Origin of the sequence: Qingshengfaniella alkalisoli (assembly GCF_007855645.1) — a bacterium.
GTDB classification, from domain to species: domain Bacteria; phylum Pseudomonadota; class Alphaproteobacteria; order Rhodobacterales; family Rhodobacteraceae; genus Qingshengfaniella; species Qingshengfaniella alkalisoli.
Genome location: NZ_CP042262.1, coordinates 36,733 through 52,230, shown reverse-complemented (window position 1 = coordinate 52,230; position 15,498 = coordinate 36,733). Strand labels below are relative to the sequence as shown.

At 62.9% G+C, this 15,498-nt stretch carries 16 protein-coding genes and 4 pseudogenes; 15 read left to right on the top strand and 5 right to left on the bottom strand.

Translation table 11 applies throughout. The annotated features are described in order from the left end of the window. Window positions 1–91: 91 nt before the first annotated feature. The 4 genes and pseudogenes from FPZ52_RS11675 to FPZ52_RS11660 all read left to right on the top strand — a co-directional run. Window positions 92–769 (top strand): SDR family NAD(P)-dependent oxidoreductase, encoded by a 678-nt coding sequence (locus tag FPZ52_RS11675; protein ID WP_276617457.1) that lies wholly within the window; start codon window positions 92–94, stop codon window positions 767–769. Then, a complete protein-coding gene (locus tag FPZ52_RS11670; RefSeq protein WP_146365799.1) occupies window positions 735–941 on the top strand; it encodes a hypothetical protein in 207 nt (68 codons plus the stop codon). Before FPZ52_RS11675 ends, FPZ52_RS11670 begins: the two co-directional genes overlap by 35 nt. A 175-nt stretch (window positions 942–1,116) precedes the next feature. Continuing rightward, a pseudogene (locus FPZ52_RS19585) lies at window positions 1,117–1,244 on the top strand (IS6 family transposase); the annotation flags it as partial. 81 nt (window positions 1,245–1,325) lie between these two features. Next, window positions 1,326–1,511, top strand: a pseudogene (locus FPZ52_RS11660) (DDE-type integrase/transposase/recombinase); the annotation flags it as partial. Window positions 1,512–1,601: 90 nt separating this feature from the next. Here the strand turns inward: FPZ52_RS11660 and FPZ52_RS11655 are convergent. Then, entirely contained in the window at window positions 1,602–3,461 is a 1,860-nt protein-coding gene (locus FPZ52_RS11655; RefSeq protein ID WP_146365798.1) for an SLC13 family permease, read from the bottom strand. A 285-nt stretch (window positions 3,462–3,746) separates the two neighbouring features. Here FPZ52_RS11655 and FPZ52_RS11650 point away from each other — a divergent pair, with 285 nt between their 5' ends. Further along, window positions 3,747–4,499 (top strand): SDR family NAD(P)-dependent oxidoreductase, encoded by a 753-nt coding sequence (locus FPZ52_RS11650; protein ID WP_205758633.1) that lies wholly within the window; start codon window positions 3,747–3,749, stop codon window positions 4,497–4,499. Between the two features lie 86 nt (window positions 4,500–4,585). Here FPZ52_RS11650 and FPZ52_RS19580 read toward each other — a convergent pair whose 3' ends face one another. Then, complete coding sequence (locus tag FPZ52_RS19580) at window positions 4,586–4,726, bottom strand: DUF7220 family protein (protein ID WP_420851717.1); 141 nt, start codon at window positions 4,724–4,726, stop codon at window positions 4,586–4,588. Window positions 4,727–4,740: 14 nt separating this feature from the next. On the opposite strand from FPZ52_RS19580, the pseudogene FPZ52_RS11645 reads away from it, so the two are divergent. The 4 genes and pseudogenes from FPZ52_RS11645 to FPZ52_RS11630 form a co-directional block, all read left to right on the top strand. Continuing rightward, a pseudogene (locus FPZ52_RS11645) lies at window positions 4,741–5,100 on the top strand (DDE-type integrase/transposase/recombinase); the annotation flags it as partial. A 368-nt stretch (window positions 5,101–5,468) separates the two neighbouring features. Then, window positions 5,469–6,029, top strand: a complete 561-nt coding sequence (locus tag FPZ52_RS11640; RefSeq protein WP_146365795.1) for an NADPH-dependent FMN reductase — start codon at window positions 5,469–5,471, stop codon at window positions 6,027–6,029. Between the two features lie 67 nt (window positions 6,030–6,096). After that, on the top strand, window positions 6,097–6,723 hold the full coding sequence (locus tag FPZ52_RS11635; protein ID WP_146365794.1) for a glutathione S-transferase family protein: 627 nt from the start codon (window positions 6,097–6,099) through the stop codon (window positions 6,721–6,723). Further along, complete coding sequence (locus tag FPZ52_RS11630; protein ID WP_146365793.1) at window positions 6,720–7,679, top strand: DUF5996 family protein; 960 nt, start codon at window positions 6,720–6,722, stop codon at window positions 7,677–7,679. The genes FPZ52_RS11635 and FPZ52_RS11630 overlap by 4 nt, the downstream gene beginning before the upstream one ends. Before the next feature lie 37 nt (window positions 7,680–7,716). Here the strand turns inward: FPZ52_RS11630 and FPZ52_RS11625 are convergent, their stop codons facing one another. Further along, window positions 7,717–8,052: a winged helix-turn-helix transcriptional regulator gene (locus FPZ52_RS11625; RefSeq protein WP_146365792.1), complete on the bottom strand. Its 336-nt coding sequence runs from the start codon at window positions 8,050–8,052 to the stop codon at window positions 7,717–7,719. Window positions 8,053–8,144: 92 nt separating this feature from the next. Here FPZ52_RS11625 and FPZ52_RS11620 point away from each other — a divergent pair, with 92 nt between their 5' ends. The 6 genes and pseudogenes from FPZ52_RS11620 to FPZ52_RS11595 form a co-directional block, all read left to right on the top strand. Beyond that, window positions 8,145–9,089: a ring-cleaving dioxygenase gene (locus FPZ52_RS11620; RefSeq protein ID WP_146365791.1), complete on the top strand. Its 945-nt coding sequence runs from the start codon at window positions 8,145–8,147 to the stop codon at window positions 9,087–9,089. After that, complete coding sequence (locus FPZ52_RS11615) at window positions 9,086–9,832, top strand: alpha/beta hydrolase (RefSeq protein ID WP_146365790.1); 747 nt, start codon at window positions 9,086–9,088, stop codon at window positions 9,830–9,832. The genes FPZ52_RS11620 and FPZ52_RS11615 overlap by 4 nt, the downstream gene beginning before the upstream one ends. After that, on the top strand, window positions 9,829–10,119 hold the full coding sequence (locus tag FPZ52_RS11610) for a GNAT family N-acetyltransferase (RefSeq protein ID WP_146365789.1): 291 nt from the start codon (window positions 9,829–9,831) through the stop codon (window positions 10,117–10,119). The genes FPZ52_RS11615 and FPZ52_RS11610 overlap by 4 nt, the downstream gene beginning before the upstream one ends. A 52-nt stretch (window positions 10,120–10,171) precedes the next feature. Beyond that, the gene (locus FPZ52_RS11605) at window positions 10,172–11,140 is read left to right on the top strand and encodes a pirin family protein (RefSeq protein WP_146365788.1); all 969 of its coding nucleotides are present in this window, start codon (window positions 10,172–10,174) and stop codon (window positions 11,138–11,140) included. After that, window positions 11,137–13,044, top strand: coding sequence for a monovalent cation:proton antiporter-2 (CPA2) family protein (locus FPZ52_RS11600; protein ID WP_168201332.1), 1,908 nt, complete (start codon window positions 11,137–11,139; stop codon window positions 13,042–13,044). Before FPZ52_RS11605 ends, FPZ52_RS11600 begins: the two co-directional genes overlap by 4 nt. A gap of 264 nt (window positions 13,045–13,308) precedes the next feature. Next, window positions 13,309–13,437 (top strand): annotated as a pseudogene (locus FPZ52_RS11595) (IS5/IS1182 family transposase); the annotation flags it as partial. Between the two features lie 167 nt (window positions 13,438–13,604). On the opposite strand, the gene ggt reads toward FPZ52_RS11595, so the two are convergent. Then, window positions 13,605–15,266: a gamma-glutamyltransferase gene (gene ggt / locus FPZ52_RS11590; RefSeq protein WP_146365786.1), complete on the bottom strand. Its 1,662-nt coding sequence runs from the start codon at window positions 15,264–15,266 to the stop codon at window positions 13,605–13,607. A gap of 24 nt (window positions 15,267–15,290) precedes the next feature. After that, window positions 15,291–15,491, bottom strand: coding sequence for a hypothetical protein (locus FPZ52_RS11585; RefSeq protein WP_146365785.1), 201 nt, complete (start codon window positions 15,489–15,491; stop codon window positions 15,291–15,293). Window positions 15,492–15,498 lie beyond the last annotated feature (7 nt).

Below are 15,498 nucleotides of genomic sequence, written 5' to 3'. Positions count from 1 at the left end.
TCAGGCCTCGCCTTCATCATCGTTTGTGACTATCTAGGGCCTATAGCAACTATAGGGTCAAGCCACAGGGCCCAATGGTCACCGCGTCGCCATTGTCACTGGTACAAGTTCCGACTTCGGCAGGCTCATGGCGGAAACATTCGCGCGCCAGGGCATCACGGTCATTACCACAATGCGTGACATCGAAGGCCACAACGAAGGTGCCGCTGGAGAACTTCGCGGATTGGCGCAGAGCGAGAGCCTTCCCATCCATGTAGTGGAAATTGATGTGGTCAATGAGGCATCGGTTCGAAAAGGCGTTGCCGAGGCGCTGCGGCTCACCGGTCGCATCGACATTCTGGTCAACAACGCCGGCATCGTCGTGCCGGGTCCAGTTGGTTTGGAGCCGGTGGACGCTTTCGCTGCCAACATTGATACCAACTGCCATGGTTCGCTGCGCATGTTTCGGGCACTGGCTCCGCATATGCAGGATCGTGGCCAAGGTCAGGTCATACAGATGTCGAGCGCGCTTGGCCGCCTCCTCGACCCATTACTCGCGGGCTATTGCACCTCGAAGCTCGCTGTCGAAGCAGCCTGCGACGCCATTGCCATCGAGCAGAGACCGTTCGGTGTCGATGTCTCGATCATTCAGCCGGCCGGTCCCTATCCGACGCAGTTGCAGGCAAACGGCATCCACTATCTGAACGAGATGCTCGCAGCGTTGCCCGAGGCCGAGCGAGCGAATGCGAGCCGCTATGACGAACTGGCTGGTAACGCGCGTGCGCGATGAACTCGCCCCGGACCCCTCGCTCGATTCACAGGAGGTCGTGCAGGCCGCGCTGAACCTCGTCTCGACTGCGCCCGGCAGTCGACCAGGCAGAGTCGTCGTCGGTCCCTGCAGCGACGGCATCAAGAGGCTGAACCGTCTCCACGAAAGCGTTCAGGCCGAGATGCTCCAATAACCCAAGCGTTCACGTCGCCGAAGACAGGACGCTGAAGCCTCGTCGGCTCAGTGTCCGCTCGTTCCAAGAGCGGTCTTCCCTAAGCCAAAGCGGCCGATGCTTCGCATTGGCCGGGTCCGTTGCGTTAACCATCGAGATGTCAGAGACATTACTGCCCCAAGCTGAGGAGTGAGCAATGTCCTGGCGCAATCCGTTCAAGCGACACCGGTTTCCGCGCGATGTTATCTTGCTGGCGGTGCGGTGGTACCGCCGCTACCCGCTTCGTGCCGGGACGTACGGGATATGCTTGCCGAGGGCTCTGTCGCAAGGAACGGCTTGTGATCGCGCCCGCAGCATTTTGATGGTTGCGGTCGGCTGAGTCTATTGGGCATCTGCTGTGGACCGAACAACATCGTCGAACAGGATCACCGCTTCATCAAGCGGATCACGCGCCTGATGCTCGGGTTCAAATCCTTCACAACAGCACGGGCGACGCTCGCTGGGATCGAAACGGCTCACATGATCCGTAAGCGCCAGGTCGGCAATGCGGGTGATTGTCCGTTCCGCATATTCACCAACCGCGCAGGATAGGTGTGCCCAGAGGCCCGCGTGTATTCACGATCCGCCAAACTTTGCGACAGAGCCGATATCGTTCATTGCGACGCTCGTTTCCTCGAAATATCACAACGGCCAAACGAACAGCAGCAACGGCACGCTAATGACGACGACAAGCATTTCCAGTGGCAGGCCGAGTTTCCAGTAGTCGCCAAAGCGGAACCCGCCCGGTCCCAAGATCAACGTATTGTTCTGATGGCCAATCGGAGTCAGGAACGCGCAGGAGGCTCCGATTGCGACAGCCATCAGGAAGCTGTCAGGGTTGACACTCAATGTCGCAGAGATGCCGAGCGCTATGGGGCACAATACGGCGGCGGTGGCGGCGTTATTCATCACGTCCGACAGGAACATGGTGGTGACCAGAACCACAACCAACGCCGCAACTGCATTGCCCTGAGCGACCGTGTTGACTAGAAACCTCGCCAGCATTTCGGCGGCACCTGTACTTTGCATCGCACCCGCAACCGGGATCAGCGCCGCCAGCAAGACGATTACTGGCCAATCGACGGACGTGTAGACTTGTCGCAGGGGTATCGTGCGCGACACCATCGAAGCCAGAACACCGAGCGCGAAGGCTGCAGCTGCCGGGAGCAACCCCAGTGTCACCAGTGCGATCGCGCCCAGCATGATTGCGGTTGCGATGATCGCCATGCGCTTGTTCGGGATACGCAAATCGCGTGCGCCCAAGGGCACGCAGCCCGTATCGTCAATGAACTCAGCCACTGCATCTGCTGGGCCTTGAACCAAAAGCAGGTCACCGGATTTCAGCTTGACCATGCGCAAACCCGATCTTGGTGGACGTCCTTCGCGCGATACGGCAAGCAGGTTCAGCCCGTAGCGCGCGCGCAGATGCATCTCCTTGGCCGAGCGCCCGACAATGCTTGACCCCGGAAGCACGGCCAGTTCGCGAAGCACAATGTCTCTGTTGTCCTTGCGTTGTGGACCGGCGTCATCATCGGAGACCATATCATGCACGCCATCCGCTTCCTCTGCGGTTTTACCGGAGGCTTCATTTTGGCCTTCCTCGGCAGGCGCAATAACCGACTGCTCCAGCCTGATGTCGAACACGGAAAGCGCCTCTGCCAATGCATCGACTTCTGCTTCTAGCACAAGAATGTCATCCGCCCGGATACGTCGCCCGCCATGTGGTGCGGTCAAATGAACATCGTTACGAATGAGACCGACGATCTGTACATTGCTGTCTTCGATCTCGCGTTCGAATGCTCGCAGGGTTAGACCAACGGCCTTGCTGGTTTCGGGTACGCGCAGTTCCGTGAAATAGGCGCCCGTGTCGAAACCTGCATCTGTTGCAGATTTTCGCTCGGGAACCAGCCGCCAGCCAACCATGGCGATAAAGATCACCCCCACGGTCGCCACGGCAACCCCGACAGGCGCAAAGTCGAATATCGCAAAATGGCCAAGCCCCGCTTCGGCGCGAAAGCCCGAGACGATCAGGTTGGGTGGCGTGCCGATCAGCGTAGTCATTCCGCCGAGAATGGTGCCAAAAGCCAATGGCATAAGCACCTGGCCAGGCGCCAGATCCAACCGTTCCGACACCTGCACCGCGATTGGCATCAGGAGCGCCATTGCGCCCACATTGTTCATGAACCCCGACAACGCCACGCTAAGCGCCATCAGCGCGACCATACTTCCCAATCGCCCCGCATCGCGCGGCAGCACGCTGCGCGCCAGCCAATCCACGGCACCCGTATGCTGCAACGCCCGGCTGAGGATAAGCACACATGCCACCGTGATTACCGCTGGATGGCCGAAACCTGCAAAGGCATCGGCCGCCGGGACCAGGCCTGCTATCACACAGGCCATCAGCGCAGCCAGAGCCACAATGTCGTGGCGAAACCGACCCCATAGAAACAGCCCCATCGTGGCGACCAGAATACAGGAAATCAGGATCTGGTCGGTGCTCATGAGTATCCACCTTATGAACTAGCAACCCTTTAGGCCTGCGTTCAGGCGGGCAACAGTTGTGTGACAACATCGGCAAGTTCTATGCCCAGGATCTTGTTTGTTTAGCAAAGGAATAGCCTTGAAGTCGAAACTGTCAATGCTCCCATATGTGCGCTGTGTCGGTGTGACGCTCTTCCAATGGCCCGTCGCCGAGTGTACGGTTTCACTAATGAGAATAGTCCGTTCAGGTGGCAAGCGAGCAAGCCGCAATCGATTTAAGCAGAACCCAAGAGGAATGTACCAATCATGTCATTCGATAATAAAGTTGCCTTGGTCACTGGTGCTGGGTCCGGCATCGGCGAAGCCATTTCGAAGGAATTGGCTGGTCTCGGAGTTCGCGTTGTTCTCGCTGACATTGATGAAGCTGGTGCTCAAAGAGTGGCAGACGAGATTGCAGCCAAAGAGGGCACCGCTATTCCCTTTAAAGCCGACAGTGCCTCGCCTGACGATAACGAGAAAGCCGTTGCCTTCGCACTCCGCACCTACGGCAAGTTGAATTACGCGGTGAACAATGCCGGCATCGGGGGAAATGCAGCACCTACCGGCGAGGTCGACATTGAGAATTGGGATCGAGTGATCGATATTAATCTCAACGGCGTTCTCTATGCAATGCGGTATCAGATTCCTGCCATGTTGGATGCCGGTGCTGCCGAATGCGCTATCGTCAACATGGCCTCAATCCACGGCTCAGTTGCCGCGATCGGCAATAGTGCCTACACGGCGGCGAAGCATGGCGTGGTTGGGCTGACGAAAAACGCAGCAGCAGAATACGGACCGAAAGGGCTGCGCATCAATTGCGTTGGTCCAGCTTATATTGCCACGCCGCTTCTGGACAACCTGTCCGAGGAGGTCCGTGCGGAACTGGTGGCGCGTCATCCGCTCGGTCGTCTCGGAAAAGCTGAAGAGGTAGCCAAGGTGGTACGCTTCCTGTTGTCCGACGATGCATCATTCGTCAGCGGCAGCTACTATCTCGTGGATGGCGGATACACGACGATCTGACACGTTTGGCAACGGCAACGAACCTACATCATGGCTCTACCGACCAAAGGAAGATTCAGCCTTCCACTTCGGAAAGTCGTAGAATTTCAACCGGTCTGGACGGAAGATCGCATTGCGTCAGACGGCTGCCGCAAGCGGTAACCGCGTGTGCTTGACACCGTGGTGAAGAGGGTACCCATGGTCATGTTCTCAGCGAGAGTCGTATGCAGTTCGGAGGATATTGCCAAGCTGTGAGGTTCTGGATGCCGCCGCAGCCCGGCGCTTCTTCAGACGTGGCATCGAAGCGAACGGCCCACCCGAGAAGGTCGTCATCGACAAGAGCGGCGCCAATCTTGCGGGGTTGCTGGCGACCAATGTGGTTCACAAGATCACGGTCTCAGCCCCGCTGGTCGACATCCTGCAGGTCAAGTTCCTGAATAATATCATCGAGCAGGATCACCGCTTCATCAAACGGATCACGCGCCTGATGCTCGGGTTCAAATCTTTTGAGGCTGCTCAGGCGACGCTCAAAGGGATCGAGGCCGCCCATATGATCCGCAAGGGCCAGGTCGGCAACGCGGGTGATTGCCCTTTCCGCGTCTTTGCTGACCTCGCAGCATAAATCCGTCCACTGGATCGCTCGACTTCACTCCGGATGAAAAATGCGACAGAGCCAGTCAGAACGCTTCGAACGCCGACTTCTTCAACAGTATCCGGACTTTCCCGCCGTTCGCCGCAGCTGCTGGAATGACTGCTTGTTTCGATAGGCTACACCGCCACGCCAGCAGCCTGGGGGCGTCGGTCCACTCGCCGGACTCTGCAGTGCCAACGAGCCCACTGATCGATGACGGCGATTTGGGCACGTCGGCCAGTTATGGAATTCCTCGTATCAGCGGTGAAAAATATGTGGGACCAAGCGTGCCAAGTTTGTAGTGTCGTGGGCAATAGGCCGGACCACGACAGGGAAATGCAGGTGCGAGGAAGCGAGACATGAGCCAGATTGTCGGAGTATCGGGAAGTCTGCGACAGGCTTCCTACAACAGCGCCCTCCTGCGCGCGGCGCAGGAACTGATGCCCGAAGGCGCCAGGCTCATCGAGGGCAGCATCGCGGGCATTCCGCTCTATAACGGCGACGAAGAGGCGGCTTCGGGACTGCCGGCTGCCGTCGCAGAATTGAAGCAGCAGATTGCAAACGCCGACGGCCTGTTGCTCTTCACACCGGAATATAACAACTCAATTCCGGGCGTGTTCAAGAATGCAATCGACTGGGCGAGCCGGCCGGCGACGGACATCGGCCGCGTCTTCGGCGGAAAGCCGGTGGCGGTGCTGGGAGCGTCGCCTGGCGGGTTCGGGACGATCCTGTCCCAAGATGCCTGGCTGAGCGTGCTGCGGACGCTGGGCGCGCGCCCTTGGCACGAGGGGCGGCTGATGGTGGCTCGGGCGGGTAGCGTGTTCGACGATCAGGGCCGCATGACGAATGAGCAGATGCGCGACCGGCTGAAGACCTTTCTCGCCGGCTTCGCGGCCTTCGCGGGCGCTCAGTCCGGTTGATCGGCTGCTGTCGCGACGTATTCTTGCGGCAAGCGCGACCCCGCCGACCAGATAGGGAGACCCACCGATGACGACGCTATACACGATGCCCGGAACCTGCTCGCTCTCGCCGAACATAGCCGTAGCCTGGCTCGACGCGCCGGTCGAAGTCCACAACATGGCCTACGGCGATCATAAGAACGAGGACTATCTTGCCATCAATCCCAAGGGCAAGGTGCCCGCCCTGCGCTTTGACGACGGCGATGTGCTGACCGAGGCGGCGGCGATCCTCGCCTGGCTCGGTGCGGCGCACGGCAAGGAGGGATACGCGCGCGACACCCGGCTCGGTCGCAAGGAGGCCGAGGCATTGTCCTACATGACCTCGGAAGTCCATGCGGCCTATGGCGGCCACTTCGCACCGAAGAACCTCGCCGAGAGCGCGGCGGCACAGGAGGAGGTCAAGCGCAAGACCTACAAGACCCTCGCCAGCCATTACGAGCGGATGAATGGTGCCCTGAGCGACAACGGCGGTGAATGGTATCTCGGCCAGCGCTCCTTCGCCGACACATTCCTTTACGTTCTGACGCGCTGGCTCGAGCAGACGCCCCTGTCGATCGAGGACTACCCGGCGCTGAAGGCGCATCGCGCGCGCATGGAGGCAGACGAGGGCGTGCGTGTTGCGCTGAAGCGTCAAAACATGGAGCCGGTCGGATGACCGAAAGCACCTACGATATGACCGATTGGCCGACGCTGCCCTATGCCGATTGGGCCGAGACCTGTACCGCGCTGCACCTCTACGCCCAGATCGTCGGAAAGATGCGGCTGTCGCAGACCCCATGGGTCAACCATTCCTGGCACGCCACGCTCTACGTCACCCCGCGCGGCCTTACGACCGGACCGATTCACGGGGCGGGCGGGTGCCTGACGCTTACGTTCGATTTCGTCGACGGGCGGCTCGTCGCCGAGGCGGATGGCGGGGCGCGGGAGAGCTTCGCCCTGGAGCCCGCGAGCGTCGCGCGCTTCCACGAGCGCACGCGCGCAATCGTGGAGGCGGTCGGCGGTCGGTTCTCCATCCATGGCGCCCCCAACGAGTTGCCGGAGGCCGTGCCATTCATGCAGGACACGGGCGAGCGGCCCTGGGACGCGGATGCCGTGCGGCGCTATCACGGCGCCCTGCTGCGCATCGTGCCGGTGTTCGAGCGTTTCCGTACGGCGTTCGTTGGCAAAGTCTCGCCGGTGCATTTGTTCTGGGGCTCGTTCGACCTCGCCGTCACCCGCTTCTCCGGCCGCAAGGCATCGCTCCATCCCGGCGGCATCCCGAACCTGCCCGACGCGGTGACGCACGAAGCCTACGATCACGAGGTCTCCTCGGCGGGCTTCTGGCCGGGCAATGGCGGGGCGGGGGAACCGATGTTCTACTCCTACGCATACCCCGTGCCGGACGATTTCTCGGATCGGCCCGTCGAGCCTGACGGCGCGTACTGGGACGACGGGCTCGGGGAATTTCTACTCCCCTACGAAGCGGTACGGACAAGCGCCGATCCCGCTGCCACGCTCATGGCATTCCTGCAAAGCAGCTACGCCGCCGCCGCCGACACGGCCGGCTGGGATCGTGAGGCTCTCGATTGCGGACTGCAGAAGCCGGGCGTAGCGCGACCCGTCCGCGGTTGATCGGATGCGGGGACCCGGTGACAGGAAAGACCGGCGATCAGCGCGATGCGATCGCATCGAACCCTTGCAGGACGCCGTGGATCTGCCGTCCGAGTTCCGTCAGGCCGTAAGTCACCTCGGGCGGAATAGTTGGGGCTTGCTCGCGCCACACAAGACCGTCCGCTTCCAGCTCACGCAGGCGTTGGGTCAGCACCTTGGGCGAGATGCCGGCAATCGTGCGCCGCAAGGCACCGAAGCGCTGTGGCCCGTGCGCGCCCAGGATGTAAATGACATGCGTCTTCCACTGGCCCCAAAGCAGGCGCAGCACCGCGTCGGACGGACAACCCGCGGGAGAGGACTTTTCGGAGGGGGTATCGTCAGGGGTAGTTTCCATTGGGTAACCACTTTCGTTTGGGAACTTGACTCCTATCTAATACATCGAAGCGAGGCCCGCGAGTGCGACGGGCTCAAATTCGGAGAACGATCATGAGCGATACCAACAACGATCCGACCCCTATCATTCCCGGGCTCCACCATGTGACTGCGATCAGCGGCCCGCCGCAGGCAAACCTCGACTTCTATGTCGGCACGCTGAAGCAGCGGCTGGTCAAGCGCACGGTGAACTTCGACGATCCGGGCACCTACCATTTGTACTACGGCGACAAGGACGCCGCGCCCGGCTCGATCCTTACCTTCTTTCCCTTCGTCGACGCCGGACCTGGCCGGACGGGCGCGGGCATGGCGAGCGCCTACGGCTACGCCGTGCCGGATCTCGACGCACGCATGGAGGCATTGGCGTCCGATGCAATCGACTTCGAGGGTCCGTTCACGAGAATGGGCGAGCGCGGGATCGCGCTGCGCGATCCCGACAGGTTGCGGGTGGAGATGATCGAGGGGGGTGCGCGCGACGAGGGGTTCCATTCGGTCACGCTGTGGCTGCACGATGTCGAGCCGACGGCGCGGGTGCTGGAGGCAATGGGCTATGTGCGCGAGGGAGAGGAAGCAGCGCCTACCGGCGGCACCGGCGGCACCGAGCGCCGCGTCCGCTACCGTGCCGGCGAAGGCGGGCGCGCGAGCGTGGTCGACCTGATGACCTCCGACGCGCCGTCCATCGGGCGGCCGGGTGCGGGCACGGTACACCACATCGCCTTCCGCGCGCCCTCGCCGGAGGATCAGATCGCTTGGCGCGAGCGCCTCGCGGCGATCGGCATGGACGTGACCCCCGTGATCGACCGGCAGTATTTCGACGCCATCTACTTCCGCACGCCGGGCGGCGTGCTGTTCGAGATCGCGACCGACCCACCGGGCTTCGCGGTGGACGAGGACGAGGCGCATCTGGGCGAGGCCCTGAAGCTGCCGCCGCAATACGAGGCCGCCCGCGACCGCCTCGAGCGCATCCTGCCGCCCATCAAGCTGCCGAGCTCGGCATGAGCGCGGAGGTGGCAACGCTCCCGTCCCGCACCAGCGGCGCTGCCCCGCATGCGGGGCAGCGGCTGGCAACGGCCGGCGCCCCGCTCTCTCGCGCGCGGCTTGCCGTCGTGATGCTCCATGGCCGTGGCGGCTCGCCCGAGGACATGCTGGGCCTGCATGCCCATCTCGCGTTGCCCGACATCATGGTCATCGCGCCGGCGGCGGCGGGCCGCTCGTGGTGGCCCGACAGCTTCCTCGCGCCGCTCGCCGTCAATGAGCCCGGCCTGTCGAGCGGATTATCCATCGTCGCGGCGATGCTGGATGATCTGGAACGAGCGGGCTTCGGCCCCGAGCGAGTGGTGCTGGCCGGGTTCAGCCAGGGCGCGTGTCTGGCGCTGGAAGCGGCGGCCCGGCTCGCGCGACCCTTCCATGCTGTTGCCGCGCTCTCGGGCGGCTTGGTAGGCACCGGCGAGGGCGACGGCCCGCCGCGCGACGATCTCTATGGCCGCAGGCCCAAGACATTCGACTACGACGGATCACTCGCGGACGTGCCCGTCCTGATCGGCTGTCACGAACGCGACCCGCACATCCCGCTCGCCCGCGTCAACGAGAGCGGCGACGTGCTCAGCCACATGGGTGCGGACGTCGAGACGCTGGTTATCCCGGGCGCCGGGCACGGCATCGTGGCCGAGGAGGCGGCATGGCTGCGAGGTCAATTGAACGCGGCACCAACGCGGGCCGGCCGCATGGAGGGAGAGGCATGAACGAGATCGCGATCGACCGCCAGGAAGGCGAGACCAAGGGGCGCTATAACGTGACCCTGGACGGCCACGAGGCCGAACTGACCTATTCACGCGCCGGCGCAACCAGCATCATCATCGATCATACCGGGGTGCCCGATGCATTGCGCGGGCGCCAGGTCGGTCTCGCGCTCGTGCGCCGCGCGGTCGAGGATGCCCGTTCCGAGAACCGCACGATCGTACCGCTATGTCCGTTCGCCAAGGCGCAGATCGCCAGGCACCCCGAGTGGCACGACGTCCTCAAAAGATAGGTCGCCGACGTTCCGCCCGAAAACACACCACACTCAAGCATTGGAGTTCCCCATGTCCTGGTCCCCCTGCCCCGACCCCCAACTCGGCAACGCCACCTCGGTCGATGCCGTCGAAACCCTGATCGTGCCGCGTGCCGTGGATCTGGGTGAGATGACGGTGCGCCGCGCCTTGCCCTCGACCAAACGCCAGATGGTCGGTCCCTTCATCTTCTTCGACCAGATGGGGCCGGCGGAATTCCTGACCGATCAGGGAATCGATGTCCGGCCGCACCCGCACATCAACCTGGCCACGCTGACCTACCTGTTCGAAGGTCAGATCCATCACCGCGACTCCCTGGGCACGGACGTCGCCATCGAGCCTGGCGCGGTGAACTGGATGCGCGCGGGGCGCGGCATCGTCCATTCCGAGCGCACCACGACCGAGCGCAAGCGCACGGGGCAGAAACTGTTCGGCATCCAGACCTGGATGGCCTTGCCCGAGGCGGACGAGGAGGGCGATCCGGCCTTCATGCACCATGGCGCGGACGCGTTGCCGATCATCGACGCCGACGGCGTGCGGGCCCGGCTCATAGCCGGGTCCGCCTTCGGCGCAAGCTCGCCGCTGCAGACATCGTCCGAGACGCTCTACGGCGACGTGCAACTCGCGCCCGGTACCGCCGTGCCCATCGACCCGACCTACGAGGAGCGGGCGCTCTACACGATCGAAGGCACGGTCGAGGTGGCGGGCGACACGTTCGAGCCGGGCCAGCTTTTGGTGCTGCGGCCGGGCGACGCGATCACGGTGCGCAACCCTGGCTCCGCCGGTGCCCGCTTCATGCTGTTCGGCGGCGCGCCGATGGGCGGGCCGCGCTGGATCTGGTGGAACTTCGTTTCGTCGCGTCCCGAGCGCATCGAACAGGCAAAGGAAGAATGGCGCCGCGGGCGCTTCGACACCGTACCGGGCGACGAGGCGGACTTCATCCCCCTGCCCACCGGGGCGCGCGAGGTTCAGCGGGCGGAAGGTGGAGTGCGCTACCCGTGATCCGGCCTGCCGTCCACAGGCACGCTCGGCGCGCCTCGTGCGTCGCCGCCTTTCTCGCGTCGCTCACCACGCTCGTCGTGCCCGCCCACGCGGCGGAGGCGGAGGGGCCGCTCGGCCTCACCTCTCTCGAGCTCGCCTTCACCGAAGCGCTGGCGCTGATCGCGCTGGCATGCCTGTTCGTGCCGCTTTCCAAGCGGTTCGGCCTCGGTACGGTGATCGGTTACCTCGTGGCGGGCGTCGCGGCGGGCGCGGTGCTTCGCCTGTCCTACGCCGAACATCCCGAGAAGCTGCTGCACTTCGCCGAGTTCGGCGTGGTGCTGTTCCTGTTCGTGATCGGGCTGGAGTTCCGGCCCCGCCGTCTGTGGGAGTTGCGAACCACGATCTTCGGACGCGGGCTCGTGCAGGTGCTCGCCTGCGGCCTTGTTCTGGGCGGAGCGGCCTACACCTTCGGCCTCGACTGGCGGGCCGCCATGATCGTCGGCCTCGGGCTCGCCCTGTCCTCGACGGCGCTGGTGATGCGCGAGATCGACGAGGGCGGCGAGCGTCGTACGCCCTTCGGAGAGACGGCCATCGCGGTGCTGCTGTTCGAGGATCTGGCCATCGTGCCGCTCTTGCTGCTCGTGACGCTGATCGCGCCTACCGGCGCAGAAACGACCACGGTCGAGAACGTGGTGGCCGTTGCTCTGGGACTCGCGGCCATCGCGTTCCTTATTGCGGTCGGGCGCTACGGCCTCGACCCGATGTTCCGGATGGTCGCGCGCACGCGTACGCCGGAGTTGATGACCGCTGCCGCGCTCGGCGTCGTCATCTTCGCCTCCCTGGTCATGGCCCTGACGGGTCTGTCCTACGCCATGGGTGCCTTCATCGCGGGCATGATGCTCGCCGACAGCGCCTTCCGCCACGAGGTGGAGGCCGACATCGAGCCGTTCCGCGCGCTGTTCCTGGGCCTGTTCTTCGTCGCCGTTGGCCTGTCGCTGGACCTCGGCGGGGTCGCTGACAACTGGCTCGTGATCCTCGCCGCCGTGCCCGTGCTGATCGTGCTCAAGGGTATCGCTATATATCTCGTCTCACGTCTGTTCGGATCTCCGAACGAGCTGGCGACGCGCATCGCCTTCGCCATGGCCCAGCACGGCGAGTTCGGCTTCGTGCTCTTCGCGGCCGCTTCGTCCGCCCTGATCCTGGACGGGGAGACCGCCTCGGTGGTGGTGTCCATTGTCACGCTGTCGATGGCGCTTTCCTCGCAGTCCGACCGCGCCTATCGTTGGGTTGTCGGCACACCCGCGCGCGAGGTCCTGGACGAGGACTATGCCGACGCCGGCGGCTCGGTGCTGGTGATCGGCTTCGGCCGCGTGGGCCAAATGGTCGCCCAGCCGCTGATCGCAAGGGGCGTACCCATCACCCTGCTCGACCACGACGCGAACCGCATCCGCGAGGCGGAGCGCTTCGGCGCCCGCGTCCACTACGGCGATGGCACGCGGCGCGAGGTGCTGCACGCCGCGGGCGCCGGTGAGGCGCGCGCAATCGTGGTCGCGACTGACGATCCCGTGACGACGCTTGCCGTGGCAAGCCTCGTACGGCACGAGTTCCCCGGTGCCGAGCTCTTGGTACGTGCGCATGACCGCATTCACGCTGTGCGGCTCGCCAATGAAGGCGTCGCTACGATCGTGCGCGAGACGCTGGCCTCGGCTCTGGAGCTTGGCGGCCGGACGCTCCATGCGTTGGGCTATACGCTCGAGGAAATCGAGGAGACGACGGCCACGATCCATAACCGAGACGAGCGGCTTCTGGCCGAGCAGACGGCGATGGCCCGCGGGCGGCACGACCGAGACGCCATCGTGGATGCCATCACGCCCGAACCGTTGACGCACACCGAACGTGCCGACATGAATCAAGGGCCAGCCTGATCGCACTACCGGTTGCGCGCGCAATTGGACGTGATCAAGTTCCGGAATACGAGAACATTCACCGACCGGCATATATCGTGATCCGGAACCGGTAGCCAAACTGGCTGCTGACCTCCTTGCACACCATTGCCGTTGCGGACGGAAGGCGACGTCGCTTCTGTAGTCCGAGCCGAATGACCTCCTGGGGACTTCGTTGCACAAATACCGCCGGGGATTCACCTCGTAAATCCAGCGTGATAGTTGGAAGGCATGAGCAGTTAGCCCCCGACGCAGTACCAGACAAAGAACTGGCCTTCATGTAATGCATCGCTGAAGCAGCGCAGCTCACTTTCAGTTTGGTTTGACCCGGATATGGTTTGGACACCGCCGCCGACAGCTAAGCGTGGTCGGCGGACGCCCGGCGCTTACGCGGTGCCAACGCCTGCTCGACAATCTCGCTTCCGGGCAGTTGTTAACTCGCCGGACAGCCCGCGAACTTCACAAACTTCATGACCTTCTTACGCATCGTCATGTGCATATCTATGGAAGCATCGCTACAAGCGTTGTTGCTATGGAGCAGTTCAGTATCCCGCAGCCGCCCCATCGCCTCGCGGATCGGCACCTCCTTCGAACATGCCAGTCGCTGGGTCGATACGGATAGCTTGCGCATGGCCCAGAACGCCGCTCCACTGCTCCACCATTTGGACCGGCTGGCCGCGCAGCCGCAGGTCGCGCACCGTTTCATCGGAAATACGTGATTCGAGCACCAGATCGCTGGATGCCGTGCCCCACGTCCTGCCCATAAGCCAGCGGGGCGCTTCAATCGCCTGTTGAACGTCAAAACCGAAATCGACCAGTCGCGTCAGCATGGCAGCCTGGGTCTGGGGCTGGCCTTCACCGCCCATCGAACCATAGGCGAGGACCGGCTTGCCGCCTTCCATCAGCATTGCGGGAATGATCGTATGGAAAATGCGTTTTTCGGGCTCCAGACGGTTGGGATGGTTCTCGTCCAGCGAAAAGAACGAGCCGCGATTTTGAAGGATAACTCCGGTATCGCCACCCATCACGGCCGCGCCGAAATCATGATAGATGGACTGGATCATCGAAACGACAAGGCCATCTGAATCCGTTGCACACAGATAGATGGTATCACCGTCCGGGCTGCGCTTGTCGAAGCTTTTCGCGTAGCGCAGTCCAGGCTCCAGCTCCTGCTGCACCAATGCACGTTCGCAGGAAATCAATGCCCTCCGTTCGTCGGCATAGTCTTTTGAAAGCAGCTGATCGAGCGGAATGTCGACAAAGGCGGGATCCGTCAGCCATTCGTCACGATCGGCAAAGGCGACCTTCACCGCCTCGACGATGTGATGGTAGTAGTCGGCCGTCCCTTCTCCCCAGCTCTTGACGTCAAACCCTTCGAGCAGGTTGAGGAGTTGGAGGGCCGCAAACCCTTGCGTGCTGGGCGGCATCTGGAAAACGTCATAGCCGCGGTAGGTGGTCGAGATCGGCTCGACCCAACGGGCTTGATAGTTTGCAAAATCATCCTGCGCTAGTGGTGAACCGCCTGCCGAGATCGCTTCGCAGATGCGCTCCGCGACGGGACTTTCATAGAATCCCTCTCGCGCGCCAGACGCCGCCAGAGCGGCGAATGTTTCTGCCAGTTGGGCCTGAACCAGCAGCGAGCCTTCGCGTTGGGGGGCGCCTTGCGGCAAATAGGTTGCTGTCATGCGAGGGTCCTGAGCCAGGATTTCAGCATCCTGTGCCAGCCAGTCCGCAAGCGAGCGGGTAACAGCGACGCCATTGCGGGCATAATGGATGGCGTCGGCGAACAGGCTCTCCCAGGACAGCTTGCCAAAGCGCTCATGCGCGAGCCTCCATCCATCGACAGCGCCCGGTACGGTCAGGGCTGCCAACGGGCCGCGCATCGGAATATGGTCCGTAATACCGCGTGCGCGATAGTATTCGCGTGTCGCCGCTTTCGCCGACGGGCCGCTCGCATCAAGCGCATGAACACCGTCCGCCCCGGCACCTGCAATCAGCCAAAAGCCATCGCCACCCAGGCCAGCCATATGCGGATAGGCCACGCACAGGGTGGCATTGGCGGCAATTGCGGCATCCACCGCGCTGCCGCCGCGCCTCAGTGCATCCTGACCCGAGGCGGACGCCAGATAATGGGGCGTGGACACCATACCACGCGATGCAAAGGTAGGCGGACGACCGGTACGGGGACCATTGGAATGGCTCATGACGCGCTCCTTGATGCGTAAGAGTTATTCAGATTTCTCTTTCGGGGGGAAAAACAGACGTTGCGCCGGTGGGATCATCGCCCCTACCAGAAGGGCCACGAGGCCGAGCCACCATAGGTATGTGGGGCCTTTGGTCGTGCCGATGCTGATAAGAGGAAAAGAGGCGAGCAGAAGCAGGAACGATACGCTTAGATAAACGACCCGGTTCTTAAACAATCTTTTCATGGAGTTC